The 24,964-nt window shown below is 69.9% G+C and carries 30 protein-coding genes, 3 pseudogenes and 1 riboswitch; of the genes and pseudogenes, 7 read left to right on the top strand and 26 right to left on the bottom strand.

The window, feature by feature from the left end; all coding sequences use genetic code 11:
- Nucleotides 1–142 precede the first annotated feature (142 nt).
- Nucleotides 143–361, top strand: coding sequence for a hypothetical protein (locus OG453_RS28640; RefSeq protein WP_266871408.1), 219 nt, complete (start codon nucleotides 143–145; stop codon nucleotides 359–361).
- A gap of 11 nt (nucleotides 362–372) precedes the next feature.
- Here the strand turns inward: OG453_RS28640 and OG453_RS28635 are convergent, their stop codons facing one another.
- The 6 genes from OG453_RS28635 to OG453_RS28610 all read right to left on the bottom strand — a co-directional run bounded on the left by OG453_RS28635 (nucleotide 373) and on the right by OG453_RS28610 (nucleotide 5,617).
- A complete protein-coding gene (locus OG453_RS28635) occupies nucleotides 373–855 on the bottom strand; it encodes a DUF6099 family protein (RefSeq protein ID WP_266871407.1) in 483 nt (160 codons plus the stop codon).
- 181 nt (nucleotides 856–1,036) lie between these two features.
- Nucleotides 1,037–1,366, bottom strand: a complete 330-nt coding sequence (locus tag OG453_RS28630; protein ID WP_266871406.1) for a nucleotide pyrophosphohydrolase — start codon at nucleotides 1,364–1,366, stop codon at nucleotides 1,037–1,039.
- The gene (locus OG453_RS28625; RefSeq protein WP_266871405.1) at nucleotides 1,363–2,529 is read right to left on the bottom strand and encodes an AAA family ATPase; all 1,167 of its coding nucleotides are present in this window, start codon (nucleotides 2,527–2,529) and stop codon (nucleotides 1,363–1,365) included. The genes OG453_RS28630 and OG453_RS28625 overlap by 4 nt, the downstream gene beginning before the upstream one ends.
- Before the next feature lie 153 nt (nucleotides 2,530–2,682).
- Nucleotides 2,683–3,063 (bottom strand): cell division protein SepF, encoded by a 381-nt coding sequence (locus OG453_RS28620; RefSeq protein ID WP_266871404.1) that lies wholly within the window; start codon nucleotides 3,061–3,063, stop codon nucleotides 2,683–2,685.
- Between the two features lie 166 nt (nucleotides 3,064–3,229).
- Nucleotides 3,230–4,615: an enterochelin esterase gene (gene fes, locus OG453_RS28615; RefSeq protein ID WP_266871403.1), complete on the bottom strand. Its 1,386-nt coding sequence runs from the start codon at nucleotides 4,613–4,615 to the stop codon at nucleotides 3,230–3,232.
- 84 nt (nucleotides 4,616–4,699) lie between these two features.
- Nucleotides 4,700–5,617, bottom strand: a complete 918-nt coding sequence (locus OG453_RS28610; protein WP_266871401.1) for an epoxide hydrolase family protein — start codon at nucleotides 5,615–5,617, stop codon at nucleotides 4,700–4,702.
- 120 nt (nucleotides 5,618–5,737) lie between these two features.
- Here OG453_RS28610 and OG453_RS28605 point away from each other — a divergent pair, with 120 nt between their 5' ends.
- Together OG453_RS28605 and OG453_RS28600 are read left to right on the top strand one after the other, a co-directional pair.
- Nucleotides 5,738–6,532, top strand: a complete 795-nt coding sequence (locus OG453_RS28605; protein WP_266871400.1) for an arylamine N-acetyltransferase — start codon at nucleotides 5,738–5,740, stop codon at nucleotides 6,530–6,532.
- Between the two features lie 138 nt (nucleotides 6,533–6,670).
- Nucleotides 6,671–7,072, top strand: coding sequence for a molybdopterin-binding protein (locus OG453_RS28600; RefSeq protein ID WP_266871399.1), 402 nt, complete (start codon nucleotides 6,671–6,673; stop codon nucleotides 7,070–7,072).
- Between the two features lie 19 nt (nucleotides 7,073–7,091).
- Here OG453_RS28600 and OG453_RS28595 read toward each other — a convergent pair whose 3' ends face one another.
- Nucleotides 7,092–8,081, bottom strand: a complete 990-nt coding sequence (locus tag OG453_RS28595; RefSeq protein ID WP_266871398.1) for an aminoglycoside phosphotransferase family protein — start codon at nucleotides 8,079–8,081, stop codon at nucleotides 7,092–7,094.
- Between the two features lie 233 nt (nucleotides 8,082–8,314).
- Here OG453_RS28595 and OG453_RS28590 point away from each other — a divergent pair, with 233 nt between their 5' ends.
- Together OG453_RS28590 and OG453_RS28585 are read left to right on the top strand one after the other, a co-directional pair.
- Complete coding sequence (locus OG453_RS28590; RefSeq protein ID WP_266871397.1) at nucleotides 8,315–9,178, top strand: MEDS domain-containing protein; 864 nt, start codon at nucleotides 8,315–8,317, stop codon at nucleotides 9,176–9,178.
- Between the two features lie 8 nt (nucleotides 9,179–9,186).
- Nucleotides 9,187–9,687, top strand: a complete 501-nt coding sequence (locus OG453_RS28585; protein ID WP_266871396.1) for an ATP-binding protein — start codon at nucleotides 9,187–9,189, stop codon at nucleotides 9,685–9,687.
- Here the strand turns inward: OG453_RS28585 and OG453_RS28580 are convergent.
- From OG453_RS28580 to OG453_RS28505, 16 genes and pseudogenes are all read right to left on the bottom strand, one after another.
- Nucleotides 9,662–10,531 carry an energy-coupling factor ABC transporter ATP-binding protein gene (locus OG453_RS28580; protein ID WP_266871395.1) on the bottom strand — a complete coding sequence of 290 codons (870 nt, stop codon included), beginning with the start codon at nucleotides 10,529–10,531 and terminating at the stop codon, nucleotides 9,662–9,664. The genes OG453_RS28585 and OG453_RS28580 overlap by 26 nt on opposite strands.
- Complete coding sequence (cbiQ, locus tag OG453_RS28575; protein WP_266871393.1) at nucleotides 10,528–11,277, bottom strand: cobalt ECF transporter T component CbiQ; 750 nt, start codon at nucleotides 11,275–11,277, stop codon at nucleotides 10,528–10,530. Before cbiQ ends, OG453_RS28580 begins: the two co-directional genes overlap by 4 nt.
- Nucleotides 11,278–11,283: 6 nt before the next feature.
- Nucleotides 11,284–11,700 (bottom strand): energy-coupling factor ABC transporter substrate-binding protein, encoded by a 417-nt coding sequence (locus OG453_RS28570; RefSeq protein ID WP_266871392.1) that lies wholly within the window; start codon nucleotides 11,698–11,700, stop codon nucleotides 11,284–11,286.
- Nucleotides 11,700–12,392, bottom strand: coding sequence for an energy-coupling factor ABC transporter permease (locus OG453_RS28565; protein WP_266871391.1), 693 nt, complete (start codon nucleotides 12,390–12,392; stop codon nucleotides 11,700–11,702). Before OG453_RS28565 ends, OG453_RS28570 begins: the two co-directional genes overlap by 1 nt.
- Before the next feature lie 28 nt (nucleotides 12,393–12,420).
- Nucleotides 12,421–12,610: riboswitch (cobalamin riboswitch) on the bottom strand.
- An 84-nt stretch (nucleotides 12,611–12,694) separates the two neighbouring features.
- Nucleotides 12,695–13,950 (bottom strand): annotated as a pseudogene (locus OG453_RS28560) (5-methyltetrahydropteroyltriglutamate--homocysteine S-methyltransferase); the annotation flags it as partial.
- 42 nt (nucleotides 13,951–13,992) lie between these two features.
- Nucleotides 13,993–14,925, bottom strand: a complete 933-nt coding sequence (locus OG453_RS28555) for an amino acid ABC transporter permease (RefSeq protein ID WP_266871390.1) — start codon at nucleotides 14,923–14,925, stop codon at nucleotides 13,993–13,995.
- Nucleotides 14,922–15,587, bottom strand: coding sequence for an amino acid ABC transporter permease (locus tag OG453_RS28550; RefSeq protein WP_266871389.1), 666 nt, complete (start codon nucleotides 15,585–15,587; stop codon nucleotides 14,922–14,924). Before OG453_RS28550 ends, OG453_RS28555 begins: the two co-directional genes overlap by 4 nt.
- A 110-nt stretch (nucleotides 15,588–15,697) precedes the next feature.
- Nucleotides 15,698–16,534 carry a glutamate ABC transporter substrate-binding protein gene (locus OG453_RS28545; protein WP_266871388.1) on the bottom strand — a complete coding sequence of 279 codons (837 nt, stop codon included), beginning with the start codon at nucleotides 16,532–16,534 and terminating at the stop codon, nucleotides 15,698–15,700.
- Nucleotides 16,535–16,573: 39 nt separating this feature from the next.
- The gene (locus OG453_RS28540) at nucleotides 16,574–17,338 is read right to left on the bottom strand and encodes an amino acid ABC transporter ATP-binding protein (RefSeq protein ID WP_323178676.1); all 765 of its coding nucleotides are present in this window, start codon (nucleotides 17,336–17,338) and stop codon (nucleotides 16,574–16,576) included.
- A 294-nt stretch (nucleotides 17,339–17,632) separates the two neighbouring features.
- A complete protein-coding gene (locus tag OG453_RS28535; RefSeq protein ID WP_266871387.1) occupies nucleotides 17,633–18,397 on the bottom strand; it encodes an SDR family NAD(P)-dependent oxidoreductase in 765 nt (254 codons plus the stop codon).
- Between the two features lie 85 nt (nucleotides 18,398–18,482).
- On the bottom strand, nucleotides 18,483–19,568 hold the full coding sequence (locus OG453_RS28530) for an alkene reductase (RefSeq protein ID WP_266871386.1): 1,086 nt from the start codon (nucleotides 19,566–19,568) through the stop codon (nucleotides 18,483–18,485).
- A 159-nt stretch (nucleotides 19,569–19,727) separates the two neighbouring features.
- A complete protein-coding gene (locus OG453_RS28525) occupies nucleotides 19,728–20,684 on the bottom strand; it encodes a LysR family transcriptional regulator (protein WP_266871385.1) in 957 nt (318 codons plus the stop codon).
- Between the two features lie 47 nt (nucleotides 20,685–20,731).
- The gene (locus OG453_RS28520) at nucleotides 20,732–20,965 is read right to left on the bottom strand and encodes a hypothetical protein (RefSeq protein WP_266871384.1); all 234 of its coding nucleotides are present in this window, start codon (nucleotides 20,963–20,965) and stop codon (nucleotides 20,732–20,734) included.
- A 103-nt stretch (nucleotides 20,966–21,068) separates the two neighbouring features.
- On the bottom strand, nucleotides 21,069–21,251 hold the full coding sequence (locus tag OG453_RS28515) for a hypothetical protein (RefSeq protein WP_266871383.1): 183 nt from the start codon (nucleotides 21,249–21,251) through the stop codon (nucleotides 21,069–21,071).
- Nucleotides 21,252–21,322: 71 nt separating this feature from the next.
- Nucleotides 21,323–21,850 (bottom strand): annotated as a pseudogene (locus OG453_RS28510) (hypothetical protein); the annotation flags it as partial.
- Nucleotides 21,851–21,947: 97 nt separating this feature from the next.
- A complete protein-coding gene (locus tag OG453_RS28505; RefSeq protein ID WP_266871382.1) occupies nucleotides 21,948–22,070 on the bottom strand; it encodes a hypothetical protein in 123 nt (40 codons plus the stop codon).
- A 1-nt stretch (nucleotide 22,071) separates the two neighbouring features.
- Between OG453_RS28505 and OG453_RS28500 the strand changes: the two genes are divergently transcribed.
- Nucleotides 22,072–22,653 carry a hypothetical protein gene (locus OG453_RS28500; protein WP_266871381.1) on the top strand — a complete coding sequence of 194 codons (582 nt, stop codon included), beginning with the start codon at nucleotides 22,072–22,074 and terminating at the stop codon, nucleotides 22,651–22,653.
- A 349-nt stretch (nucleotides 22,654–23,002) separates the two neighbouring features.
- Nucleotides 23,003–23,308, top strand: a complete 306-nt coding sequence (locus OG453_RS28495) for a hypothetical protein (RefSeq protein WP_266873161.1) — start codon at nucleotides 23,003–23,005, stop codon at nucleotides 23,306–23,308.
- A 172-nt stretch (nucleotides 23,309–23,480) separates the two neighbouring features.
- On the opposite strand, the gene OG453_RS28490 is transcribed toward OG453_RS28495, so the two are convergent.
- The 3 genes and pseudogenes from OG453_RS28490 to OG453_RS28480 form a co-directional block, all read right to left on the bottom strand.
- Entirely contained in the window at nucleotides 23,481–23,801 is a 321-nt protein-coding gene (locus OG453_RS28490; RefSeq protein ID WP_266871380.1) for a hypothetical protein, read from the bottom strand.
- 61 nt (nucleotides 23,802–23,862) lie between these two features.
- On the bottom strand, nucleotides 23,863–24,183 hold the full coding sequence (locus OG453_RS28485; protein ID WP_266871379.1) for a hypothetical protein: 321 nt from the start codon (nucleotides 24,181–24,183) through the stop codon (nucleotides 23,863–23,865).
- Nucleotides 24,184–24,246: 63 nt separating this feature from the next.
- Nucleotides 24,247–24,486, bottom strand: a pseudogene (locus OG453_RS28480) (hypothetical protein); the annotation flags it as partial.
- Between the last annotated feature and the right edge of the window lie 478 nt (nucleotides 24,487–24,964).

Genomic DNA, 24,964 nt, shown 5'->3' with positions numbered 1-24,964 from the left:
TCCCCAGTGACCCGCCGCCGCCAGTGATCGTTGGCTCGGGCGGAGCCGGACCGCCCGGCACCCGCACCGGCGGTCGCTGCCGGCGCGTCGCCCGCACCAACTGCCCTTCCACACAGGAGGGGCGAGGGCCGAGGAGGCCGTCATGTCCCACGAAGCCGTACCCGAGCAGGAGGCCGCGCGCGAACCGTCCGTGCCCGAGCAGCAGGGCGCACCCAAGGGCCTGCTGCAGCAGATGGAGGAGCTGATGGCAGCGCTCAACGCCGATCTGACCCAGCTCGACGCCGACCTCCAGCAGTCCACGTCGACCGGGGCCATGCCTGGCACCAACCCACCGGCCGGCGAAGACCCCCGCCCCGTGTGACGCATCCCGGGTCATGACGACCCCGCCGCCGAGTCGGGCTCGGGCAGGCTCTGTTCGCGCACCGCCAGCCTGCGCAGCATCTCGAGCACCCGGTCCCTCGACTCGTCGGCGGCGTCGATGGCTTCCATGCACTGCCAGTACACCCCCTCGTCGTCCGCGCCCATCGCGACGCCGACGAGGGCGATGCCCACCTCGCCGAGCAGCTCGTCGAGTCCGTGCAGAACCTGCTGTGCGTCGCCGATGCCCGTCAGCCGCGCCGCCCGTATCCCCTCGCTCCCGAGCGACGGCGCGTCGAGGACCCCGCAGCCCCTGCCGCCGAGCTCGCTCAGACCGAGCGCCTCACCCCGCAACTCCGGCGGCCCCGCGACCGCGAGCCGGCTGCCGATCGCCTGTGCCAGGGCCTGCGACTGCCACACCTCCGCCACGATGTCCGGCGGTTCCTGGCTCTGCGCCAGGGCGTGCCTGCTCGCCTCGATGAGCCGCATCGCCTCCATGCGCACCCCCATCTATCCCGCGCGCACTCGCCGCACGTCGCCCGAACTCCCCTGACCACTACCTAGAGTGACTGTCATCGGAATGAAAAGCCAGAGCAACTCGGAAATCTGTGGACAAGTTATCGACTGTGGACAACGCGTCCACTCCGGAGAGTGACGGATCTATACGTCCTTAGGTGTCCTAGGCGCCCTTCGCGGGGAACCGCTGCTCATTCCGGTCGATCTTCGCGTCAAGGGCCGCCAGCGCGTCGATGCCCAACACCTCGCAGAACTGCAGCAGATAGGCGAGCACGTCGGCGACCTCGTCCGTCACCCGGTGTGCCGTGTCCGGGTCGTCCATCACCCGCGCCGACTCGTCGGGCGTCAACCACTGGAAGATCTCGACCAGTTCGGACGCCTCGACGCTGAGCGCCGCGGCCAGGTTCTTGGGCGTATGGAAGGGCTGCCAGTGCCGCGCCGCCGCGAACTGGGCCAGTCTGCGCTGGAGTCCCGCTACATCAAGTTCTGTCACGGCTCCAGGTCTACCACCGAGGCCCCGTCCTTCTCGGCGGCCCACGACGCGTCACTCACCGCCGCGACCAGGCGAATGTGCCCGCGTTCACAGGTGCGCGCCGCGAGTTCGGCGAGCGCGCGCCGCTGCCGCAGGTCGAGACAGTCGTCGAAGCCGTCGGCGAGCACGGTGAGGGTCTGGTACGCCGACGGCACCTCGGCCACCGGGTCGACCTCGAACACTCCGGGGCCGGTGAGCAGCACCAGGGCGAGCGCCAGATACCTCAACTCGCCGTCCCCGAGCCGTCCGACGGGAGAGCGGTATCCGTCGCCCCGGTCGATCAGCGCGCGCACCGACCCGTCCTCCGTCACCTCCGAGAGGACGTCGGCGACCGGCCCCGCGCACCCGGCACGCACCACCTCCACCAGCCGCGCGTGCCGGTTGCCGCACTCCTCGCGCGTACGCAGGAGCACCTCGGCAAGGTTGTCGCAGCTGCTCAACAGGCGCCCCGCGCCGACGAGTCCGGGCGGCACCGGCAGCCGCATGAGGCGCGGCGCCGGCGCGCACGGGAAGACCGAACGCAGCGCGACCACCACCTGCTCGGCCGCCGCGAGCACCAGGCGCTGCCCGTCCGTCTTGCCCGCCACCCGCAGCGGGAGCAGCGCGGTGCCGAGCCGGTCGTCCGGCAGCGGGCCGCGGGTGACCGGCGAGAGACCCGCCGTGTGCCAGGCCGCCTGCACCGCGCGCCGGCCGGGATCGCGCAGCGCCGTCTCCAGCAGGGTGAGCCCGCCGCGGGTCAGCCGCTCGCCTACGACGCGCAGTTCGGGCTCGGCCTGTACGGCGAGGTCGAGCCGCACCGCCCCGACGGGCCCCTCGACCGTGCAGCCGATGCGGAAGCCCCGCCGCCGCTGGCCGTCGGCGCGCGCCCGGTCGGGCACACAGGCCACCGGATCGGCGAAGACTTCGGTGAGTTCGTCCCCCGCGGCGAGCCTCGCGAGGGCCTCGTACGCGGCGAGCGCGGTGGACTTCCCGCTGCCACTCGGCCCGGCCACGAACGTCAGCGGGCCGAGCGGCAGCACGGCGCCGCGGTGCGCGGCGAAGGCGGAGAGCCGGAGTTCGGTGACGCAGCTCCGGTCCGGGCCCGACGGTGGCCCGGTGGCCGCCCCCGGGAGGTGCACAGTCATGTCCGGACGGTAGGCGGCGGTGGGTCCGCCGAACCGTTCCGCCCTGGTGACCTTCCTACTAATGAGGGATTACCGCCGGAGCGGCCTCCCGCCCGACCCCGAGCGGCTATGCGCCTGGCCTATGCCCCATGGCCACGGCGTACGCAGTGGTGCCTACGACTGGGCCGCCGCGACGAGCCCCTGCACCTCGGTGCCGGGCGGTGCGAGCAGGAAGACGTTCTTGTCGACCCGGTGCATCCCGCAGCCGAGGCCGAGGACCACGCCGCTGCTGAAGTCCAGGACGCGCTTGGCGACTTCCGTCTCGGCGCCGGTCAGGTCGAGCAGGACCGGGATCTGGGACATCACCGTCTCGGCGACCTCACGGGCGTCCGCGAAGACGTTCACCCGCATCACGACGAAGCGCCTTCGCGTCTCGGTCTCCGCGTCGGGCAGCGCGCGGTGGCCGGGCCAGGACGGCCATTCGTTGCGGCTGCGCAGCGGTACGACCTGGGCGAGCCCCTCCCACTGTTCGTCGGTGACGTCGTGGCTGTTCAACGCCCCACCCCGTCCTGACTCGCCTTCGGTATCTGCACCGGCCAATTCTTACGCGACCTCACCCGTTCAGCCCAACAGCGACACGGGCGGCCCAAGTGTGACAGGGCGCCCGCGTCAGCGTCGAGAACGGTGCGCGCGGCGGGGCGTCGGCTCGGCGGGCGGCCGCTCAGCGGGCGAGCAGGGACACCAGGCCGTCGGCGAGGCAGCCGCGCCAACAGGCGTGATCATGACCGCCGTTGTACGTGTTCCAGGTCGCCGGACAGCCACGGGAACGCAGCGCCTCGTACAGCCCGCGGGTGTGGTCGACCAGGGTGCCCTCGTGCAGTCCGACGTCGATGTGCACGGTGATGGCGCGCCGTTCGGCGGCGTTGAAGCGTGAGATGAGCCACGGATTCTGCGCGGGCGGCACCTCGGGAACGCCCGGCGGAAGTCCGGGGCGCCACCACAGCGACGGGGACTGGGCCAGGACGTTGCCGAACCGCTCCGGGCGCAGGAACCCCGCGTACAGAGAAGTCAGTCCGCCCAGGCTCTGGCCCGCGACGACGGTGCGCGCGGGGTCGGTGGTCAGCGGCCAGCGCCCGGCGGCCCAGGGCAGGAGCTCGTCGGCGAGGAAGCCCACGTAACTGTCGTGGGCGCCGAGTTCGCGCTGCCGGGTGGGGTTGTCGACGGCGTCGGGTGCGAGGACGGCGAGCGGCGGCAGTGCGCCGTCGGCGACGAGGGCGTCCAGCGTGTCCTGGAAGCCGAGCCGCCCGAACCACATGTCGCCGTCGCACAGCACGAGGACCGGCAGATCGGCCGGCGGTTCGCTCGACAGTCCGGCCGCATCGGCGCCCGGCGGCAGATACACCCACACGTCGCGCTCGGCACCGAGCACACCCGCGGGCAGCCGGTGCCGCTCGACCCTCCCCCGGGCCGCCCCGGCGCGCGGCTCGGCCCACGGCTGCGCGGGGGCCTGCGGCAGCGCGAAGACCGAGCTCTCGCGGGCGAGCCAACGGCCGGGCATCCGGCGCGAGTTGAGCGGGTCGGGAGCGGCGTGCGCGGACAGGGAGCGCAGCCGCTCCTGGAGGAGCGCGGCGGAGGCGGGCGGCCGACCGGGCGAGATGTCGGCGGCCATGCGGTACGAGCCACGGTGATCGGCGCGCAGCCGGTAGCCGACGTACCAGATGTCCGTACCCGGCAGCAGGCTGAGGCGGGAGGCGGCGAGGTCGTCCCGGTCCCCGATGCGGTTGGCGAGCAGCAGCACCTGCCGGGTGACGCGGTGGCCGCGCCACAGGAACGTCACCGCGCGGTGTTCCGGGTCGCCGTCGACGGCCTCGACCAGGGGCGTGCCGCGGCGCCGGGCCTCCGCCCAGAACTCTTCGAGCAGGGCGGCCCGTTCACCGGTGAAGCCGCCGAGGCCCTCGGGGTCATCGAGCCCCCCGGAGGAGTCCGCGAGGCCCGCCAGGCGCGCGGCGACACGCTCGATACAGGGCGTCGGCCCCACGATCCGACGGGGCGTCACATCCGCCGTGAGCACTCCCGTTTCCGCGCTCGCCGCGGCATCCGTGCTCATCCGCACACGAAGAGGACCCGCATCGTTCCCCGCCTTCCTGGCCCACCACACCCCAACATCAACTTAGCTAAGCCTAACCTTAGCTCAACGGTCGGAAGAACGTCCGCTGAGGGTGATGGCGCCGGGGACGGTGATGGGCGGCACCGGCGGGCTTCCAAGTCGCCGCCGCAGTCGCTCCAGTCGCGGTACTTGTCGGCGATCCAGGCGACGAGCCCGGCGGGGGAATCCATCAGGGCGGCGGCGATCGTGTCGGGCCGGGTGCACATGATCTCGCTGTAGCCCTGGTCGTCCACGTCGTCCACGTCGTACGCGGCCAGCGCGTCGAGGTACGCCTGCTCCTCGGGGGTCGCGGGATGCTCGTCGAACTCGGCGGTGACCACCGCCGACGTGATGTGCACCCCCGCCACGTCGCGCGGGTGGAGGGCGCCGAGCCAGCGTCACACCGCCGCCGATGTCACCGCCGAACGCGCCGAAGCGCTCGTACCCGAGGGTCTCGGTCATCAGCTCGTGCCAGATGTCCGCGACGCCCCTGCGGGTGAACGGCTCGCGCGGCAGCTCGGAGTGGAGGAAGCCCGGCAGCGAGGGGACGACCACGTCGAAGGCGTCGGCCGGGTCTCCGCCGTGCGCGGCCGGGTCGGCGAGCCGCTCGGCGACCCGCAGCATCTCCACGAAGCTGCTCGGCCAGCCATGGCTCAGGACCAACGGCAGCGGCGCGGGGGCGCCTTCGGGCCGGCGGCCGCGCAGATGGACGAAGTGCACGCGCCGTCCGGCGACTTCGGCGACGTACTGGGGAAAGGCGTTGAGCGCGGCCTCGGCGGCCCGCCAGTCGAATTCGTCCGCCCAGTAGGCGACGAGTTCGCGCAGATAGCCGGGGTCGGTTCCGGCCGCCCAGTAGGTGGAGTCGGACGGGACGGTGAAGAGCGTGCGCTTCAGACGCGTACGCAGGTCGTTCAGGACGTCGTCGGAGACGGCGACGCGGAAGGGCGTGGGCCCGGCCGGCATGGTTCCTTCGGGGCAGGGAGCAGCAGGCAGCAGGCAGCAGGGATGCCGTCGGCAAGTCGGCTGCCCGGCAAGGCATTCGACGGGCACAGACATCAGGCGCGAACCGGCAGACTGAGGCCCATGGAATTTCTTCAGACGGACGCCTACCTGCGTCGCATCGACGCCGAGCGCCCGGCCGCACCGACCACGCGTGCCCTGCACGATCTGCACCTCGCGCATCTGCTGGCCGTCCCCTTCGAGAACCTCTCCATCCATCTCGGCGAGGACATCGAACTCACCGATGAGGCCCTCGTCGCGAAGATCGTGGACCGCCACCGGGGCGGGTTCTGCTACGAACTCAACGGGGCCTTCGCGGCGCTGCTCACCTCCCTCGGCTTCGAGGTGACGCGGCTGCAGGCCCGGGTGTACGAGCCGTCGGGGCGCCCCGGCATCCCCTACGACCACATGGCCCTGCGCGTGCGCACCAGCGACGGGGGCGACTGGCTCGCCGACATCGGCTTCGGCACCCACAGCCACTTCCCGCTGGCCTTCGGCGAGCGCGGCGACCAGTCGGACCCCGGCGGCACCTTCCGCATCGAGGACACCGCCGAGGGCGATCTGGACGTCCTGCGCGACGGCAAGCCGCAGTACGTGCTCGAACACCGCCCGCGCGCCCTGGCCGACTTCGCGATCGGCGCCTGGTGGCACCGCACATCGCCGCTGTCCCACTTCACCCGGTCGCTGGTCTGCTCGCTGCTCACCGGGACCGGTCGGATCACCCTCAGCGGCCGCACCCTCACCACCACGGTGGCCGGTGAGCGCGAGACCGCCGAGCTGGCCACGGACGCCGATGTGCTCGACGCGTACGCGACGCATTTCGGGATCGCGCTGGAGCAGGTCCCCGTGGTGAGGGGACGGGCGCCCGAAGCCGGGTGAGCGAACGCATCGGCGGGGCGAGGCACGGCACGGCCGACGAGCCCGGATCGGGCCTTCCTCCAAGGAGAGTGGCATCTGCCATGGAGATTCACCCAGGTGTGTTGTAGATGCCAGGTGCGGTTGCCTATCGTGTCGCGCATGCAGTCCTACACCATCGGGCAGGCGGCCCGTCTGCTCGGCGTCAGCCCCGACACCGCACGTCGCTGGGCGGACGCCGGACGGGTCGCGACCCATCGGGAGGAGGGCGGCCGTCGGCTCATCGACGGGCGCGATCTCGCCGCCTTCTCCGTGGAGGTCGGCCAGGGGCAGGCGGGCGGTGACGAGGACGACGTCTCGTACACCTCGGCCCGCAACGCCTTCCCCGGCATCGTCACCGCCATCAAGCTCGGCGACGTCGCGGCCCAGGTCGAGATCCAGGCGGGCCCGCACCGGCTCGTCTCCCTCCTGACCCGCGAGGCCGTCGAAGAACTCGGCCTGGAGGTGGGCATGCAGGCCACCGCCCGCGTGAAGTCCACCAGCGTGCACATCGACCGCACCTGAGAAAGCCGCGGCCGCGCCCCTAGGAGAGGCGCGACCCGCGGGAAGCCCCGAAGCGGTCGTGATCGGCGAGCACCGCCTCGATCACGCGCCGGCAGTCGGCAGCCCGTACGGGATCGGTGTCGATGCAATCGGTCAGCGTCAGGAGGGTCTTCCACAGCGACCAGCCGCGCGCCCGCGCCCACGTGTCGTCGTCCTGGCCGACCGCCTGCCGGAAGGCCTCGCGGCTGTCGCCGGAGAACATCCCCCACGCGATGACCAGGTCGCAGGCCGGGTCGCCGACCCCCGCCGTGCCGAAGTCGATGACGGCGGTCAGCCGGCCGTCGGCCACCAGTAGGTTGCCCGACGCGATGTCGCCGTGGAACCACACGGGCGCCCCGCGCCACTCCGCGGCGAGTGCCGCGTCCCAGACGGCGGTGGCCCGGGCGATGTCCACCCCGCCGGTGTCCACCCCGCCGGTGTCCACCCCGTCGCTGCCGGCCCCGCGCTCAGCCCTGCGCTCAAGGGCGGCCAAGCAGCGGCGCGTCTCCCCGTCGTAGTGCGCCGGTGACGCGCCCCGCCACCAGCTGTGCGCACCGGCCTGCGGACCGCCGATGGCGTCGCAGCGCTGCAGGGCGCGGATGAACCCGGCCACCGAGACGGCGAAGCGCTCCATGCCGTCGATGCGGTCGCGCGCGGCCGTCTCGCCGTCCAGCCAGCCGCGGACGGACCACGGGAAGGCGTATCCCTCGCCCGGTTCGCCCTGGGCCAGGATCGGCGGAACGGCCACCGGCAGGCCCGGCGCGAGGCGCGGCAGCCAGCGGTTCTCCTTGGCGACCGCGGGGGCGTATCCGGCGGCGGTGGGCAGCCGGGCCGTCATGGCGTCGCCGAGGCGGTACGTGCGGTTGTCCCAGCCGTCGACCTCGACGGGCCGCACGGGCAGTTCGCTCCACTGCGGAAACTGGGCGGCGATCAGGCGCTTCACCAGGGCGGCGTCGATTCCGGCGCGGCCGTCGGGGGGATTCGGGGCCATGGGCCGATCATCGCGTCGGCCGATCGCGCGACGCAACGCGATTTCGATCTGCGGGAGCCTCCTGCGAGAACGCCCTTGCCCCGATGGCAAGTTGGCAGAATCCGTCCATGCCGGGCGCCCTTAATGATCACTCGTACTGATCACGCGGACCGACCCGAACCCGACCGGAACGACTTCGGACAACTGCGATCAGCAGAGGCACGGCCCCGCCACCGCCCCTAGGGTCTGCCCTCATGGACGCCAGCTCCGCGACCCGGACGGTCTCCGTCACCCGTATGAACGCCGGCGACCACGCCTGCCTGGGGTTCGACGACGACGAAGACCGCTGGGAGCTCCGCGCCGCCTACACCGACATCGGCCTGTCACGGGGTGAGCAGGTCATGCTCTTCACCGACCCTGCGACCACCCCGGCCGTCGCGGCCGAACAGTTACGCATCCGCGGCTTCCCCGTCGAAGCGGCCCTCTGCGAGGGGCAGTTGGCCGTGGTCAACGAAGTGCCGGGTTACGACCCGGACAGCGGCTTCGACCCGGTCGAGCGGGCCCGCACCTGGGTGGAGCTCACCGAACAGGCCCGGCACAAGGGCTTCTCGGGGCTCCGGGTGGTGGGTGACATGGCCTGGGCCGCCGAACCGGGCGTCGACCACGACCTGTTGGTCTCCTACGAGACCGATCTCTCTCCGCTCTTCGCCGAGATCGGCTTCACCGCCATCTGCGAGTACGACCGGCGCAAGTTCGACGACGCCCTCCTGGACCGCATCCGCCGGGCCCACCCCAAGAAGGTCCTGCACCGGCTCGGCGCCCTGGAAGTCACCCGCACGGGCGGCGAGCTGCGGATCGCCGGAGACGCCGACCTCTGCACGCGCGAGGAGTTCGCCACGGCCCTCACCCACGCCCTCACCGGTCCCGGCCGGCCAGGGGCGCTCGATCTCTCCGAACTCTGCTTCATCGACGTACACAGCGCCGCTCTGCTGGTACGGCTCGCGCGCGGACTCCCCCGCGACCAGCGGATCACGGTCCGCGTCCGACCCGCGCAGAGCAAGGTGATACGGCTCTGCCGAGCCGCCGAAGTCCCTCAACTCGTCCTGGCTGAAGGGTGATCCGCGCAGTGATCCTCAACCGCGGCATCGACAGCGACGACTACGGGGGCGACCGCGGCCCCCGGACCAACCCCCGCGATCCCGCTCAGGACCGGCCGCCGCCGCTGGAACTCCCCTTCACCATCGGCGACTTGGCGCGACTGCGCCATCAGGTGACCCGCAGGGCCGAGAACGCGGGCCTCTGCGACCCCCGGCTCGGCGACTTCGTGCTCGCCGTGCACGAGGTCGCGAGCAACGCGATCGTGCACGGCGGCGGCAAGGGCCATATCCACCTCGACCACACGGACGACGGCCTGCGCTGCGTCATCACCGACAACGGCCCGGGACTCGCACGGCCACTGAACGGCCACAGCCACGGCCACGGCATCGACATCGACATCGACAGCTCCGTCGACGACGAGGCCGAGAACGGCCGCGGTCTGTGGCTCGCCGAGGCGCTCGCCGACCGCCTCGACATCACGGTCGGCGACACCGGCACCACCGTCACGCTGGTGGCACTGCTGCCCTGAGCGCCAACTCCTCAGGGGTGCGCGGCCCGTCGTCCGTCTCCGCAAGCAGCCCGTGCGCGTGCAGCAGATCGCGCACGGCGATCCCCCACGGCAGATGGAGGCCTGCCTGGGCCAGCAGGTCGCGCCGGGCCAGCGACTGCGCGACCGGCCCGGTGCGCACCCCCGAGGGGGTGAGCAGCGCCGCGTCGTCCGCCCAGCGCAGGGCCAGGTCCACGTCGTGGGTGGCCATGACCACGGTCGTCCCCGAGTCCCGCAGCCGTTGCAGGGTGGCGAGGAGGCGTTCCTGCCCGTCGGGGTCGAGCCCCGCGGTCGGCTCGTCGAGGATCAGTACGCGCGGGCGCATCGCCACCGCACCGGCGATGGCGGTCCGCTTGCGCTGGCCGTAGGAGAGCAGATGGGTGGGGCGGTCGGCCAGGGCGCCGATGTCCAGTGCGTCGAGCGCCTCGGCGACCCGTGCGCGGACCTCCGCGTCGGGCAGGCCGAGGTTCAACGGACCGAAGGACACGTCCTGTTCGACCGACGCGGCGAACAGCTGGTCGTCCGGGTCCTGGACGACGAGCTGAACGGTCGTACGCAGCCGGGTAAGACCCTTGCGGTCGTACGTCACCCTGCTCCCGTCGACCGTCAACTCACCGGCGTCCGGGCGCAGTCCACCGCTGAGCAGCCGCATCAGGGTGGTCTTGCCGCTGCCGTTGCGTCCGAGCAGCGCGAGTGCACGCCCCTCGACGATGTCGAAGTCCAGGCCGTCGAGCACGGTGGGGCCGTCCTCGTACGCGTACGAAGCCGCGCGCAGAGCCACCAGGGACTCGCCCGGCGGCATGGGAGGAGCGCTCGGCTCGCTCATGGAAGAAGCCTTTCGAGTACGAGGGTGAGGGCCACCAGGGCCACGAGAAGTGCCGCGCTCACGGTCACGAAGGGCCGGGAGACCCGGGCCTCGGGCACAAGGACCCGCAGCGTCCCGTCGTAACCCCGTCCGGCGAGGCCCGCCTGCAGCCGGCTCGCCCGGTCGAAGGCCCGCACGAACGCGGTGGCGCCGAGCCCGGCGAGCGACCGCCAGGCGGCGGCCCGGGTCGTGTGCCCGAGCCGCGCGGCCTGCGCCTGACGGATCCGCGTCATGGAGTCCAGAAGCAGAAAGCTCATCCGGTACGTGACGAGCGCCACGTCCACAACGGGTGCCGGCACGCCCGCCTTGACCAGGCGGGGCAGCAGGTCCGACATCGGCGTGGTGAAGGCGAAGAGCAGGACGCCAAGGGAGGCCGCGGAGGTGCGCAGGAGCAGACCGCCCGCGCGCGCCGGACCGCCGTCGGCGAGCGTGATGAACCCTCCTGGTCCTGCGATCTGGATGAGCAGGCTCAGGGCGCCGGTGACGCAGAAGCCGAGCGGTACGCGGTAGGCGCGCCACAGCTTGCGGGGCGGCACGCCCGCCGGGCCGAGCAGCACGGCGAGCGCGGCGACCAGGACAAGGGCGGCGCCCGGCCAGGGCGGCAGGGAGACCGCGAGGGCGGTGAGACCGAGCCCGAGCACGGCCTTGTCCACGGGATGACGGCGGCGCCAGCGACTGCTGTGCGCCGCCGCGTCGATGGGCAGCACGCCGGATCAGACCTGCTCGGTCTTGGGCCGGGTGCCCTCAGCGCCCACGTCCGCATCCCCATCCACATCCGCGTCCGCGTCCGCATCCGTGGACGGCTCGGCGTCGGCGGCCTCCGCCCGCGCACGTTCGGCACCCTGGCGGCGCCCCTTGCGCAGCCCGAAGTAGTAGGCGAGGACGCCCGCGCCGAGCGCCGCCTGCAGGGAGAAGAGCGCCGATTCGATCTCCCCGGACGGGGGTTCGTACAGGGGCGAGAACCACGGCTCGTACTCGGGGTCGTTCTCGGCGATCGCCGTCTCGGCCTGGGCGTCGGCGCCGGTGAACGGCTCTTCCTTGTCGTCGCCGAGGCCGAGGACCAGGGGCAGCACCGCGAGTGCGGCGACGATGACCAGGAGCAGGGTGTTGATCTTCGCGTTGCGGCTCATCAGGCACTGGCCTCCGTCTCGGACTTCTTGCCCTGAAGCAGCACGCCGAGCCGGGTGAGCTCGCCCTTGCTGGACTGCACGAGGAGCCGCATCACCAGGACGGTGAGCAGTCCCTCGCTGACCGCCAAGGGGATCTGCGTGACGGCGAAGATGCCGCCGAACTTGCCCAGGGCGCCGATGAATCCGCTGGAGGGGTCGGGGAACGCCAGGGCCAGCTGGACGCTGGTGACGCAGTACGTCGACAGGTCGGCGACGAACGCCCCGAAGAACACGGCCACCATGAGCGGTACGTCGTATCTCTTCAGGAGCCGGTAGACGGCGTACCCGGCCCATGGCCCGATGATCGCCATGGAGAACACATTGGCGCCGAGCGTGGTGAGCCCGCCGTGGGCGAGCAACAGAGCCTGGAACAGAAGTGTGATGGTGCCGAGCACCGCCATGATCGGCGGCCGGAAGAGAATCGCGCCGAGCCCGGTGCCCGTCGGATGCGAGCAACTGCCCGTGACAGAAGGGATTTTCAGGGCGGAGAGGACAAAGGTGAAGGCTCCGGACGCGCCGAGGAGCAGGGTGCTCTCGGGGTGCTCCTTGACTTCACGGGTGAGGGAACGGACTCCGTGGACGACGAACGGCGCGGACGCGACACTCCAGGCGATCGCGTGCGCCGGGGGGAGGAAACCCTCGGCTATGTGCATGGCGGAACAGACCTCTCCAGCACCTCGTGGATGGACAACGCGCCTTGACCGGTCTCCTGGCTGACGGGTCGTACCGCCCGGACTCCGCCTTCCCGGGCACGTGAGTACCCAGTGGCTGCCCCCACAGGGGGCCGGAGCCGGACTTTCCCGATCACAGTGGCGAGGGCCGCACCGGCATCACACCGGATTTCCCGAGCACCAAGGCGTGGTGACACTAGTGCGCCACGTGGGGCCTGACAACTCGCACGGCGGGCGCGGCGGTGGCACACGCAAGCGCACACCACCACCGCGTACGCCCCTGGTCAGAGGGTGGAGCGGAGCTCGCGCGCGGCGCCGACCAGGTTCTCGAGGGCGGCGCGGACCTCGGTCCAGCCCCGGGTCTTCAGACCGCGGTCCGGGGGGATAGCCGGACGCGGCGAGTTCGCCGGCGACCTGCATGTGCGAGCGGGCGGATGTCGCCGGACTCGGCGTAGCACATGTCGGTGTGGATCTGGCTGTCCGGCCGTACGCCGCTCGTGCCGAGCCGGAAGGACTCGGTGGCCGAGGCGAGATACCCGCCGTGGTGGGCGGCGCGCAGCGGCAGCGTCTCGCGCAGCGCGAGCGCGACCTGGCGGGCGGTGTCGGCGAGGGGCTGGGCGTACGCGGTCCAACGCACCGTCATCGGCTCGGGGTGGGAGATGTCGCCGGCCAGGATCGGCGGAAGACATGGCGCGTCCCGTAGGACTGGACCATGTCGTTGCGTTCGGGCTCGCCGTGCACCAGGACGTCGGTGCCGGTCTTCTCCTGGAAGGCGATGACCTCGCGGATCTCGGCCACGATGCGCTCCTCGTACGTGGCCGTGCCGATGCGTCCGGCACGCAAGTCGGCGCGGGCAGTGGGCAGTTCGCCGGTCTGCGGGAAGGAGCCGATGGACGTCGTCGGCAACAGCGGCAGGCGGCCGTTCGCGCCGGGCGGCGACCCGCTCGGCGTACGTCTGGGAACGGCGGGTGTCCGCGTCGGTGACGGCCGCGGCGCGGGCGCGCACCACCGGGTCGCGGGTGAGGGTGGCGATCTCACCGGTCTTCTGCCGGGCGAAGGCAAGCCAGCGGGCGATCTGCGGATCAAGCCCCTGCTCGGCGTCGGCGTCCAGCGGGACGTGCAGCAGGGAGCAGGAGGCGGCCACGTCGACCCGCCCGGCGAGCCCGAGCAACGTACCGAGCACGGCCAGGGACTTCCCCAGGTCGTTGATCCACACATTGCGGCCGTCGACGACGCCGGCGACAAGACGCTTGCCGGGCAGACCGCCGACGGCCGCGAGATCGTCGAGATTGGCGGCGGCGGGCCCGGTGAAGTCGATGGCGAGGCCGTCGACATCCGCCATGGCCAGCACCGGAAGGGCCTCGCCGAGCCGGTCGAAATAGGAGGCGACGAGCAGTCGGGGCCGGTCGGTGAGCGCGCCGAGATCGCGGTAGGCGCGGGCGACGGCGTTCACTTCGGCCGGGGTGCGGTCCTGCATCAGGACGGGCTCGTCCAGCTGAACCCACTCGGCGCCCGCGGCCCGCAGCTCGGCGAGGACTTCGGTATGACGGCGGTCGTTCCCGCACACCGCTGCGGTACGTGGTCACTTGCTGGAGCTGCCGCCCGTTCCCCCGAGATCGTCACGGCCCAAGTGCTCGCCCGGTGTCGCCAGCGTCTCGACCGCGTCCGCGGTTACCACCGCGCCGGTGGACTTCTTGCCGCGCCTCAGCCTGCCCTCCAGCCAGCTCGCGAAGGACGTGAGTGCGAAGTTCAGCACGACGAAGATCACGGAGACCACGGTGAAGCTGGCAATGGTGTTGGCGCCGTAGTTCGCGCTCATCGGGCGGACCGACGCGAGGAGTTCGGAGAAACCGATCAGCGCGCCGCCCAGCGCGGTGTCCTTCACGATGACCACCAGCTGGCTGACGATCGCCGGGAGCATCGCGGTGACCGACTGCGGCAGCAGCACGTGGCGCATGACCTGGTTCTTGCGCATGCCGATCGCCTTGGCCGCGTCGGTCTGGCCCCGCGGGAGGGACAGGATTCCGGCTCGTACGATCTCCGCGAGTACGGAGGCGTTGTAGAGGACGAGACCGGTGACGACGGCGTAGAGCGGCCGGCTGGCGGGGCTGATGTCGGTGTACTCGGAGTACGCCGCGTTCGCGAAGAGCATCAGGATCAGCACCGGGATGGCGCGGAAGAACTCCACGACGGTGCCGGCCGCACCCCGCACCCACCAGTGGTCCGAGAGCCGGGCGATGCCGAACAGCGCCCCGAGCGGCAGCGCGATGACCATGGACAGTGCAGCGGCGATGAGCGTGTTCTTGAGCCCCGGCAGGATGTACGTCTCCCAGGCCCGGGAGTCCGTGAAGAAGGGCCGCCATTTGACCCACTCGAGCTGGTTCTTGTCGGCGAGGCTCTGGACCACCCACCAGATCAGGACGGCGAGTGCGACCAGGAACACCACCGTGAGCAGCACGTTGCGCCGTTTGGCACGCGGCCCCGGGACGTCGTACAGAACGTTCTGCGCACTCATCGCCTCACCGACACCTTCTTGCTCACCCAGCCGAGGAACAACCCGGTCGGGAGGGTGAGGCAGATGAATCCGAACGCGAAGATGGTGGAGATGAGGATGAGTTGAGCCTCGTTCTCGATCATTTCCCGCATCAGCGCCGCGGCCTCGGCGACGCCGATCGCGGCGGCCACCGTTGTGTTCTTGGTCAGGGCGATCAGCACGTTCGCCAGCGGGCCCACCACGGAACGGAAGGCCTGGGGAAGAACGATGAGCCGCAGCACCTGGGGGAAGTTCAGGCCGATGGCACGCGCCGCCTCCGTCTGGCCGACGGGCACCGTGTTGATGCCGGACCTCAGCGCCTCACAGACGAACGACGCGGTGTAGGCGATCAGACCGAGCACGGCGAGCCGGAAGTTGATCGTCGTGAAGTCGTCGGCGCCGAGGGTGACGCCGAGCGTCTGGAACAGGCCCAGCGAGGTGAAGACGATGATCACGGTGAGCGGGATGTTCCGGACCACGTTGACGTAGGCGGTGCCGAAGCCGCGCATCAGCGGCACGGGGCTGACGCGCATGGCGGCCAGCACCGTTCCCCAGATCAGGGCGCCGATGGCGGAATAGAGGGTGAGCTGCACCGTCACCCAGAAGGCAGCCAGCAGGTCGTAACCCTCGAGAAAGTCGAACACAGTCTCCGGCCTTCCGCGTGAGTTCGTGAGTGCGTGAGTGCGTGAGTGCGTGCGTGCGTGAAGGGGCGACGCGCGCCGCTGCGAGGGCGGCGCGCCGCGGGTCACCCGCCTCAGCTGACGATGACGCCGATCTTCGGTGCCTGCTCGTTCTTGTAGCCGGCCGGGCCGAAGTTCTTCTCGACGGCGTCGTCCCAGGCGCCGTCCTCGACCATCTTCTCCAGGGCGGTGTTGATCTCCGCCTTGAGATCGCTGCCCTTTTCGACGCCGATGCCGTAGTTCTCGTTGCTCAGCTTGAATCCGCCGAGCTTGAACTTGCCCTTGAATTCGGGCTGCGCGGCATAACCGGCGAGGATCGAGTCATCGGTGGTCAGGGCGTCGATGACCTTGTTCTCCAGGCCGGTCAGGCACTCCGAGTAGCCGCCGTACTCCTGCAGCTGGGCCTGCGGCGCGATCTTGTCCTTGACGTTCTGCGCCGATGTGGAGCCCGTGACCGAGCAGAGCTTCTTGTTGTTGAGGTCCGCGGGCTTCGTGATGGAGTCGTCGTCCGACCGGATCAGGACGTCCTGGTGTGCCAGGAGGTAGGGGCCTGCGAAGTCGACCTTCTCCTCGCGCTCCGGGTTGATCGAGTACGAGGCGGCGATGAAGTCGACGTCGCCGCGCTCGAGCAGCGTCTCGCGGTCGGCGCTCTTGGCTTCCTTCCACTCGATGTCGCCGGCGTCGTATCCGAGCTCCTTGGCGACGTACGTAGCGACGTCGACGTCGAAGCCCGTGTACTTGCCGTCCGGCGTCTTCAGGCCGATGCCCGGCTGGTCGAACTTGATGCCGACGGTGATCTTCTTGTCGTCCGAGCTCGTGCCGCCGCCGTCGTCGTCCGAACTGCAGCCGGCGGCGCTCAGGGACAGCACGAGCGCAGCGGCGGCCGCGACGGTGACCTTGTGAAGCTTCATGGTGATCATTCCTAGTGCTGTAGTGCCCCGGGCCCCGGATCAGTGGTGAAGGATCTTCGAAAGGAAGTCCTTGGCCCGCTCGCTGCTCGGGTTGCTGAAGAACTGCGCGGGTGTCGTCTCCTCCACGATGCGGCCATCCGCCATGAACACCACACGGTTGGCGGCCGAACGGGCGAATCCCATCTCGTGGGTGACGACGACCATGGTCATTCCGTCATGGGCGAGCTGCTGCATCACCTCGAGCACCTCGTTGATCATCTCGGGGTCGAGCGCGGAGGTCGGCTCGTCGAAGAGCATGATCTTCGGGTCCATGGCCAGCGCTCTGGCGATCGCGACGCGCTGCTGCTGGCCACCGGAGAGCTGCGCGGGGTACTTCTCCGCCTGGGAGCCGACCCCCACCCGGTCGAGCAGCTGACGCGCCCGGTCCTCGGCAGCCTTCTTGTCCTTCTTACGCACCTTGACCTGGCCGAGCGTCACGTTATTGAGCACGGTTTTGTGCGCGAAGAGGTTGAAGGACTGGAAGACCATGCCCACATCGGCCCGCAGCGCGGCCAGCTCGCGACCTTCGGCGGGCAGGGGCTTTCCATCGATGACGATCTCACCCGAATCGATGGTCTCCAGGCGATTGATGGCGCGGCACAGCGTGGATTTCCCGCCGCCGGACGGCCCGATGACGACGACAACCTCGCCACGGGCAATGGTCAGGTCGATGTTCTGGAGGACATGCAGCTCGCCGAAGTGTTTGTTGACGTCGCTCAGCACAACCAGATCGCCTGTGGCCGGGGTGGGATTTTCATGGCTCACGGCTACTCCGCTCTCATTGCCTTAATCCTCCGTCTTCCAAAAGGAAGCCGCACGCCGAGAGCGGTGGATTACGACTATTCGATACCACTGATTGCCGATCCCCTAAGAAAATGCTGGTCAGGCACTCTTTGCCGCCGACTCAAGAATCGCGAGGCACTCCACATGGCGGGGCATCGGAAAAGATTTGGCACCTCTCGTACGCGACGCAAGGCTGACGCCGCGCGGCCACGCACCCGAGTGCCCCGCCAGGACTCAAGTCCTGGCGGGGCACTCCACTTACGCCTGGCCCTCCGGTTACCGGACCTTCAGGAGTCCGCCGTCGATGACGTAGTCGCTGCCGGTGACGTAGGCAGCGGCCGGGGAGCTGAGGAAGACGATCACGTTGGCGACCTCCTGCGGGGTGCCCCAACGCCCCAGGGTGACCTTGATCTGGTCGGGCAGGTCGCTCATGACCTGCTGGAAGTCGGCACCACGGGCCTGGCTGACGCGCGGGCCGTACTCGTCCCACAGCGGCGTACGGATCAGGGCGGGCGAGACGGTGTTCACCCGGATCCCGCGCGGGCCCAGCTCATCGGCGAGGCCCTTGCCGAAGGAGGTCAGCGCGGACTTGGACGCTCCGTACCAGTGCGGGCCGGACGCCGGCCAGTGCGCCACGCTCGTGGAGATGTTGACCACCGACTCCCGCAGCAGCGGCACCAGCGCACGGGTGATGCGCATGGTCCCGAAGAAGTTCAGCTCGAACGCCCGCTGCCACGTCTCATCGTCCAGATCCGGCAGTGGACCCAGATCCAGACCGGCAAGGCCGCCGACACCGTTGACCAGCAGGTCGACACGGCCGAGCTCGCTCTCGGCCACCCGTCTCAGCTCCCCGACGCCCTCCGGGGTGAGGAGATCCGCCTCGACGGTCACGGCGCCGGATTCCTTCAGCTCGGCCGAGACCGTACGGTCCGCGCCGAGCACCTTGACCCCGTCGGCGATCAGCGTACGTACGACCGCGCCCCCGATGCCGCCACTGGCGGCCGTCACGACGGCGGTCTTGCCCGCGAGTTGCAGGTCCATGATTGCTCCTTGTGTGTCACAGACTGATGGGTGAGACGCCCCTGGGGCTGCCAGGGAGCCCAGGGGGAAGTGCGGACGCCGCCGGTCAGTTGTCCGCGTCGAGGGTCGGGTAGTCGGTGTAGCCGCGGTGGTCGCCGCCGTAGAACGTGGCCTTGTCCGCCACGTTGTACGGGCCACCGGAGCGGACCCGGGCGGTCAAGTCGGGGTTGGCCAACCACAGTTCGCCCAGTGCGACGGCATCGGCCACGCCCTCCCGCAGTGCCTCGGCACCGATCTCGGGCGTGCTGGGGAAGGACTCCGGCGTGGGATGCGCACACAGGATCAGCGTCCCCGGCCACTCGGCACGGATCAGCCGGGTGACGTCCCGCGTCATGACCTCGAAGACGTGAAGGTAGGCCAACGGCAACGGGGCCAGCGCGCGGACCAGTTCCGGGTACAGCTCGGCCGTGTCGCTCTCGCCGATCCCGTTGTACGTGATCCCGGGCGAGAGCCTGACCCCCACCCGCTCCGGGCCGATCGCCTCGGCCACCGCCGTGACGACCTCCACGGCGAAGCGGATCCGATGGGCGATCGAACCGCCGTATCCGTCGGTCCGCCGGTTGGCGCCGTCCGCCAGGAACTGGTGCAGCAGGAACCCGTTGGCCGCGTGCACCTCCACCCCGTCGAAGCCGGCCTCGACCGCGTTGCGGGCACTGGCCACGAAGTCCTCCACCGTGCGGTGGATGTCGTCGAGGGTCATCTCCCGCGGCGTCGGGTGGTCCAGCATGCCCTCGGCGGTGAACAACTGCTCGCCGGACGCGATGGGGGAAGGGCCGACAGGGAGAGCACCGTCCGCGTACAGACTCGGGTGGCCGATCCGACCGCAGTGCACCAGCTGAGCGACGATTCGCCCACCGGCCGCATGCACGGCATCGGTCACCCCACGCCAGGCCAGGACCTGTGCCGCCGTGTACAGACCCGGAGTCAGGATGTACCCCTGTCCGATCTCGCTCACCTGGGTCGCCTCGGTGATGATCAGACCCGCACCGGCCCGCTGCGCGTAGTACTCGGCGGTCAACTCCGAGACCACGCCCGCGCGGTCCGCGCGGCTCCGGGTCATCGGCGCCATCACCAAACGGTTCGGCAGGTCCAGCTTGCCCGTGATCAGCGGGTCGAAGTACTCGATCGTCATGACGTCGCTCCTTCGCGCAGTCGCCGCCACCGCGGACGCGGAGGAGGCGTCCCCAACATTCGTCGAACGGTGAAGTCGGAACAACGACGGATTTCGCGAGGATCATGTACTACGAGTAAACGATCGATTCGGGCACACCGCCCGCATGGGCAGCACCGCTCAGGCGGGCGTCACCGTGTCCTCGGTGCTGCGGGGGACAAGCGTCGGCGCGGGCAGCGAGAGCGCGGGCGCGATCTCCAGGACGACATCGGCGAAGGCCCGCACGCGCTGGTCCGCGTCGTCGCGTGTGCGCCACACCAGTCCTTGCTCGACCTGCGGCATGTCGGAGACGAGGACGAAGTGGATGTCCGGCCGTCCGTACAGCGACAGCAGTTGCCGGTCGCCGGGCACGATGGCCCGCCCTGCCGCGACCAGTGCCAACGCCTCGGCGTACGTGGCGCACGGCTCGCCGTACCTGCCGATCGGCCGACCGCCGGGCGTTGTACGGGGCAGATGGAAGTCCGTCCAGTAGGTGGGGACCGAGCCGGCCATGGCGACGAAGGTCTCACCCGCGAGGTCCTCGAACGACACCACGTCGTGCCCCGTGAGCCGGTGGTCCGCTGCCAGGGCCATGTATCTGCTGCCACGCGTGATCACTGCTCCGACGGTCAGGTCCGGCTCGCTGACGGGCAGCGTGATCAGCAGCAGGTCGGCGGTGCCGTCGCGCAACTGCGCGGTGTGATGGTGCAGATGGGTCTCGACGACGCGCACGGTGCAGTCCGGGTTCCGCAGCTCGAACACCTCACGAGCTGCGGAGAGGACCCGTGCGCTCTGGGTGCCCATGAAGCCGACGGTCAACGTGCCGGTGATGCCGCGCCCGGCGGCCTCGGCGCGTTCCATCGCGCCCCTGATCCCCTCGTACAGCGGCAGCAGGTCCTCGCGCAGACGTCGCCCGACGGAGGTCAGTTCGACGTGGCGGCTCGTCCGCTCGAACAACGGCGCGCCGACGCGTCGCTCCATTTGCTTGATGATCTGGCTCACCCGGCCCGTGGAGCAGTACAGGCGCTCGGCGGTACGACCGAAGTGCAGTTCTTCGGCAAGGGTCAGGAACATCTCCATCTCCGTGCGCTCCAGCATCCCGCCGCCCCCCTTGTGATTGTTTAACCCACGCACACGATCCTGCCTCATCGTTCACCGTGCCGGAACGATGGGGCCACCGGCCCCGTGAACGACTGAACATCAAAGAACCGCCCCTCCGGCGCGATCGCCGAGGCGCCGGCCTTGCGGAGCCCGATGAGCAGATCGCCGATGGCCTGGGCCGCCGGGGACCGGCCGTCGGTCAGGACCGCGGGCCGTATCGCCAGGGCCTTGGCCAACTGTCGTGACTTCGCGCGGCCGCCCGCGACCGCGGTGACCACGGCCGGATCGTCTCGGCGCCGAGTTCCTTCTCGACGTCGGCGACGAGGCCCGTGATCAAACCGACCGGGTCCGCGACAGCGCGGTCGAGCTGGTCAGCCGTGGTCATGACCGGTCAACACCCCTGATCCGGGGCCGCTTTGGCCGCAGTCCGCCAAGTCCCTCCGCATCAGGCGCCGAGCCGCCGACGGCTGCCGCGAGCGGAGGGAGAAGGTCGGTGGTGGAGAACATCCCGCGGTCGGCCATGACTCTGCGCAGGTGCCAGTGGTAGTCGAGCTTGGCGGCCATCGCCGATTCCTTCCCTGCGTGTAGATGGCCGGGGAGCTGTCGCACTCGTGGCCGACCTGCTGCTGGATGAAGCGCCGGTCCACCCCGTCCTCGGTCAGATGCGTGACGTATGAGTGACAAAGCCCGTGCGGGGACAACTCCTTGGGCAGCCCCAGGGCGTCCCGGTATGCCTCGAACCGGTCGTTGATCGAACCGGGCTGCAGGCGGCCCCCGCGTTCGGTGATCCACAGAGCCGGATGGTCCGGGAATCCGAAGCGCGGGCGGACGTTCTCGACGTAGTCGGCGACCGCCCCTTCTTCGCCTTGCCATAGCGGACGTTGAGCGTGTCGTACCGGCCGCACTGCCGGGCCTGCGGATTGCGGCCGAAGTCGACCACATCGAACTTGGACGTCTCGGTCAGGCGAAGCCCCCACCCGTAGATCACCTTGAACAACGTGGCGTCGCGGTAGGCCGCCAGGGCACCCTTCCGTTTCGCCCGAACCGCTCGTTCGACCTGGTCGTCGGTGATGAGGAGCTCGGTGAACAGCCGGACAGTGCCCTGGTAGCTGCGGACTGTGGACGGCGCCAAGTGCTTCCCGCTCGTCAGCGACGCCGACCATTCGTCCAGGTGGGCCGGCGTTCATCGCCACGGGTACTCGTTCGTGAAGTCCAGGAACCGGCGGATCAGCCGTTCCCTCGGGTCGATCGTCTCGTCCTTTAGCCCCGCAACTTCTGCTGAGCTCGCCAGCCCCGCAGCATCGCGTCGAACATCGCGTCCTCGGAACGCAGCTGAACAACCCCGGAGACGAGCTCCAGTTGAACCGGCCCGGCCAGGGCCACCTTGCGACCCGACCTGCGCGACACCGCCCTCTGTCACGGCGTACTGGCCGCCATCGCCCAGCGCAACCACACCCGGGGCGGCATCGCAGGCTCCCTGGAGCGCCCCGGTCAGGGCCCGGCCGTCTGGGACCGCTCGGAGGCCACCTTCCGCAGCAAGGTCGTCGGCCCGCACTTCGAGCAGGTCTGGCGCACCTGGACCCCCTGGTATGCCTCTCCCGACACCCTCGGCGGACAACGCACGCGCGTGGAATCCGGGACAGTCGCCGACCCCGGCGCCAAGACCAGCCACGAGATCGATGCCGCCGGCTTCGGCCGCACCGACAACGGCCGGGAGGTACTCCTCGCGATCGGCGAGGCCGAGTGGAACGAGACGATGGGCGTCGGCCACCTGGAGCGGCTGCGTCACATCCGCGACCTCCTCCAGAACCGCACGCAGCTGCACACCCCCGACACCCGGCTGCTCTGCTTCAGCGGCACCAGCTTCACCGACGGCCTGTGCGCCATCGCCGACCATGACCCACGGTCCAGCTCGTCGATCTTGACCGGCTGTATCACGGGACATCACGGAACCCAGCCGGAATAACAGCAGGGCGCGCACAGCCGGCACTGCAGGTCAGGGGCCTAAAACAGCACCTGATCAGCGCAGATGCCAGCCCGCCCGCCTCCAAGCTGTTCATGTCCGCGACCAGAGAGGTCGCCGACTCATGGGAGTTCGCGGGCCGGAGCTTCCTCGATGGCACTACTGCGGCGCCGTCCATTTTCATCCCGCCTCCGCGAGCGAAGACGCGGGACGCGTCGCCGTGAGTGACGGCGAATCGCTCAGGCAGTTCCTTCGTATGAGTTCCTGGAACTTGGCGGCCCCAGAGTTTCCCGAGAGGCCCCCTCTCGTTGATCCGGGAGAACGAGGACCGGATTTCCTGGAAAGGAACACGATGAAGAACCTTAAGGCTGCTGCCGTTGTCGCCGGCTCCCTTGCCATTGCCGGCGCTGCTGTTCCCGCCTCCGCGGTGGACCTGTCGGAGCACGGCCTCCTCGACAACGGTAAGACGGTCGCCAGTAGCCTCCCCAACGCCGCCAAGCTGCCGACCGGCTACGTGGGAAACAACGTGGAGCGCACGGCGGATAAGGTGAAGACCGTCGCGAAGGAGTCGGGGGTGGTCAAGACCCCAGTCTTCGGTGGCACCCTGCCGAACCCCATCAACGGACAGCTGCTCGGGGGACTTCCGCTCGACAAGTGAGTTCACCGCTCACCGGCTCAATGCTCGGGGCCGGCTCCGTATTCTTCGGAGTCGGCCCTTCGGCATATATGACTGGTCGGCGTATATGGCTCGTCATTGCCGGGACGGGCTCGCGAAACGCCGATGGCGGCCCACCGGGATTCCGGGGACCGCCATCGGGGTGAGGCACTGTTCAGAACAGCAGGCCACCCTCGTACGGGGCCTGCTGCTGCTGGTTGACCGTCGCCGTGTTGCAGGCGGCGTAGTGCGAGTTCGGCGCGACGACGCCACCGAGGACAGCTCCGTTGGACCACGGGGCGATGCAGCGGCCGTCGACGACAGCGCCGTTGACGACGGCAATACCCTGCTGCGGGGCGTTCACGACGACCGGGGCGGACGAGAAGCCGCCACCACCCTTGACGGTGGTGGTGTTGCTGTCGGCCGCGGCGGCGCCACCGGTCGCGAGGACGATGCCTGCGGCAATGGCGGAAACAGCCATAACCTTATTGCGCATGAGTTGAGCCTTTCCGGACTGTGATGGGGGTTTACCTGCTCCGCATCGCACGAAGCAGGAGTCAGAACAGCAGGCCACCCTCGTACGGGGCTTGCTGCTGCTGGTTGACCGTGTCCGTGTTGCAGGCGGCGTAGTGCGAGTTCGGCGCGGCGACGCCACCGAGGACAGCTCCGTTGGACCACGGAGCCACACAGCGGAGGTCGGCCACGGTGCCGTTGACGATGACAACGCCCTGCTGCGGAGCGTTCACGACGACCGGGGACGTCGAGAAGCCGCTACCACCCTTGACGGTGGAGACGTTGCTGTCGGCCGCGGCGGTACCTCCGGTCGCCAGGACGATGCCTGCCGCGACGGCGGAAATGGCCGTAACCTTCTTACGCATGAGTTGCGCCTTTCCGGGCTGCGTTGGGGGGATTCACCTGCTGCGAATTGCTCGAAGCAGGAGTCAGAACAGCAGGCCGCCCTTGTACGGGGCTTGCTGCTGCTGGTTGACCGTCGCCGTGTTGCAGGCGGCGTAGTGCGAGTTCGGCGGGACGACGCCACCGAGGACAGCTCCGTTGGACCACGGGGCGATGCAGCGGCCGTCGACGACGGTGCCGTTGACGACGAGAACGCCTTGCTGGGGCTCGTTTACGACGACCGGGGCGGACGAGAAGCCGCCACCGCCCTTGACGGTCGTGGTGTCGCCACCGTTGCCGCCACCGTTGCCGTTTCCGCCACCGTTGCCGCCACCGTGGCCGTTTCCGCCACCGTTGCCGTTTCCGTTGCCCTTGCCGTTGGCGGGCTTGGTGACGCCACCATTGCCCTTGCCGTTGGCGGGCTTGGTGACGCCACCATTGCCCTTGCCGTTGGCGGGCTTGGTGACGCCACCATTGCCCTTGCCGTCGACAGGCTTGGTGACGCCACCGTTGCCCTTGCCGTCCTTGCCGTAGCCGTCGTCCGCGGAGGCGATGCCAGCGGTGCCGAGGACGGTGGTGAGGGCGAGGGCCGTGATGATCGCGAACTTCTTAGGCAACTCGGTTCCCTTCCTGAATTCACGTTTGCACGCTTACGAAAAGGAAACCCGTATATGCATGCATAAGTCACGGCGGAAACATTCAGACGTGGGCAGGTTCCATCGGATGGCGCAACGCGGCGCACTCTGCGGCGGACCCGGCTTTACG

It is taken from the genome of Streptomyces sp. NBC_01381 (assembly GCF_026340305.1).
Classification (GTDB): Bacteria; Actinomycetota; Actinomycetes; order Streptomycetales; family Streptomycetaceae; genus Streptomyces.
Note: the sequence above shows the minus strand (reverse complement) of the source record. Positions and strands in the feature narration are given on the sequence as shown.

What these genes read in the sequence shown, in the direction of transcription:
- OG453_RS28565 (WP_266871391.1), bottom strand. Translation starts at nt 12,392, where the DNA reads ATGCACATAGCCGAGGGTTTCCTCCCCCCGGCGCACGCGATCGCCTGG.
- OG453_RS28610 (WP_266871401.1), bottom strand. Translation starts at nt 5,617, where the DNA reads ATGCCGGCCGGGCCCACGCCCTTCCGCGTCGCCGTCTCCGACGACGTC.
- OG453_RS28570 (WP_266871392.1), bottom strand. Translation starts at nt 11,700, where the DNA reads ATGAGCCGCAACGCGAAGATCAACACCCTGCTCCTGGTCATCGTCGCC.
- fes (WP_266871403.1), bottom strand. Translation starts at nt 4,615, where the DNA reads ATGAGCACGGATGCCGCGGCGAGCGCGGAAACGGGAGTGCTCACGGCG.
- OG453_RS28545 (WP_266871388.1), bottom strand. Translation starts at nt 16,534, where the DNA reads ATGAAGCTTCACAAGGTCACCGTCGCGGCCGCCGCTGCGCTCGTGCTG.
- OG453_RS28625 (WP_266871405.1), bottom strand. Translation starts at nt 2,529, where the DNA reads ATGACTGTGCACCTCCCGGGGGCGGCCACCGGGCCACCGTCGGGCCCG.
- OG453_RS28535 (WP_266871387.1), bottom strand. Translation starts at nt 18,397, where the DNA reads ATGGACCTGCAACTCGCGGGCAAGACCGCCGTCGTGACGGCCGCCAGT.
- OG453_RS28595 (WP_266871398.1), bottom strand. Translation starts at nt 8,081, where the DNA reads ATGGCCCCGAATCCCCCCGACGGCCGCGCCGGAATCGACGCCGCCCTG.
- OG453_RS28590 (WP_266871397.1), top strand. Translation starts at nt 8,315, where the DNA reads ATGGACGCCAGCTCCGCGACCCGGACGGTCTCCGTCACCCGTATGAAC.
- OG453_RS28600 (WP_266871399.1), top strand. Translation starts at nt 6,671, where the DNA reads ATGCAGTCCTACACCATCGGGCAGGCGGCCCGTCTGCTCGGCGTCAGC.
- OG453_RS28605 (WP_266871400.1), top strand. Translation starts at nt 5,738, where the DNA reads ATGGAATTTCTTCAGACGGACGCCTACCTGCGTCGCATCGACGCCGAG.
- OG453_RS28485 (WP_266871379.1), bottom strand. Translation starts at nt 24,183, where the DNA reads ATGCGTAAGAAGGTTACGGCCATTTCCGCCGTCGCGGCAGGCATCGTC.
- OG453_RS28640 (WP_266871408.1), top strand. Translation starts at nt 143, where the DNA reads ATGTCCCACGAAGCCGTACCCGAGCAGGAGGCCGCGCGCGAACCGTCC.
- OG453_RS28495 (WP_266873161.1), top strand. Translation starts at nt 23,003, where the DNA reads ATGAAGAACCTTAAGGCTGCTGCCGTTGTCGCCGGCTCCCTTGCCATT.
- OG453_RS28530 (WP_266871386.1), bottom strand. Translation starts at nt 19,568, where the DNA reads ATGACGATCGAGTACTTCGACCCGCTGATCACGGGCAAGCTGGACCTG.
- OG453_RS28635 (WP_266871407.1), bottom strand. Translation starts at nt 855, where the DNA reads ATGGAGGCGATGCGGCTCATCGAGGCGAGCAGGCACGCCCTGGCGCAG.
- OG453_RS28525 (WP_266871385.1), bottom strand. Translation starts at nt 20,684, where the DNA reads ATGCTGGAGCGCACGGAGATGGAGATGTTCCTGACCCTTGCCGAAGAA.
- OG453_RS28490 (WP_266871380.1), bottom strand. Translation starts at nt 23,801, where the DNA reads ATGCGCAATAAGGTTATGGCTGTTTCCGCCATTGCCGCAGGCATCGTC.
- OG453_RS28580 (WP_266871395.1), bottom strand. Translation starts at nt 10,531, where the DNA reads ATGAGCGAGCCGAGCGCTCCTCCCATGCCGCCGGGCGAGTCCCTGGTG.
- OG453_RS28515 (WP_266871383.1), bottom strand. Translation starts at nt 21,251, where the DNA reads ATGGCCGCCAAGCTCGACTACCACTGGCACCTGCGCAGAGTCATGGCC.
- OG453_RS28555 (WP_266871390.1), bottom strand. Translation starts at nt 14,925, where the DNA reads ATGAGTGCGCAGAACGTTCTGTACGACGTCCCGGGGCCGCGTGCCAAA.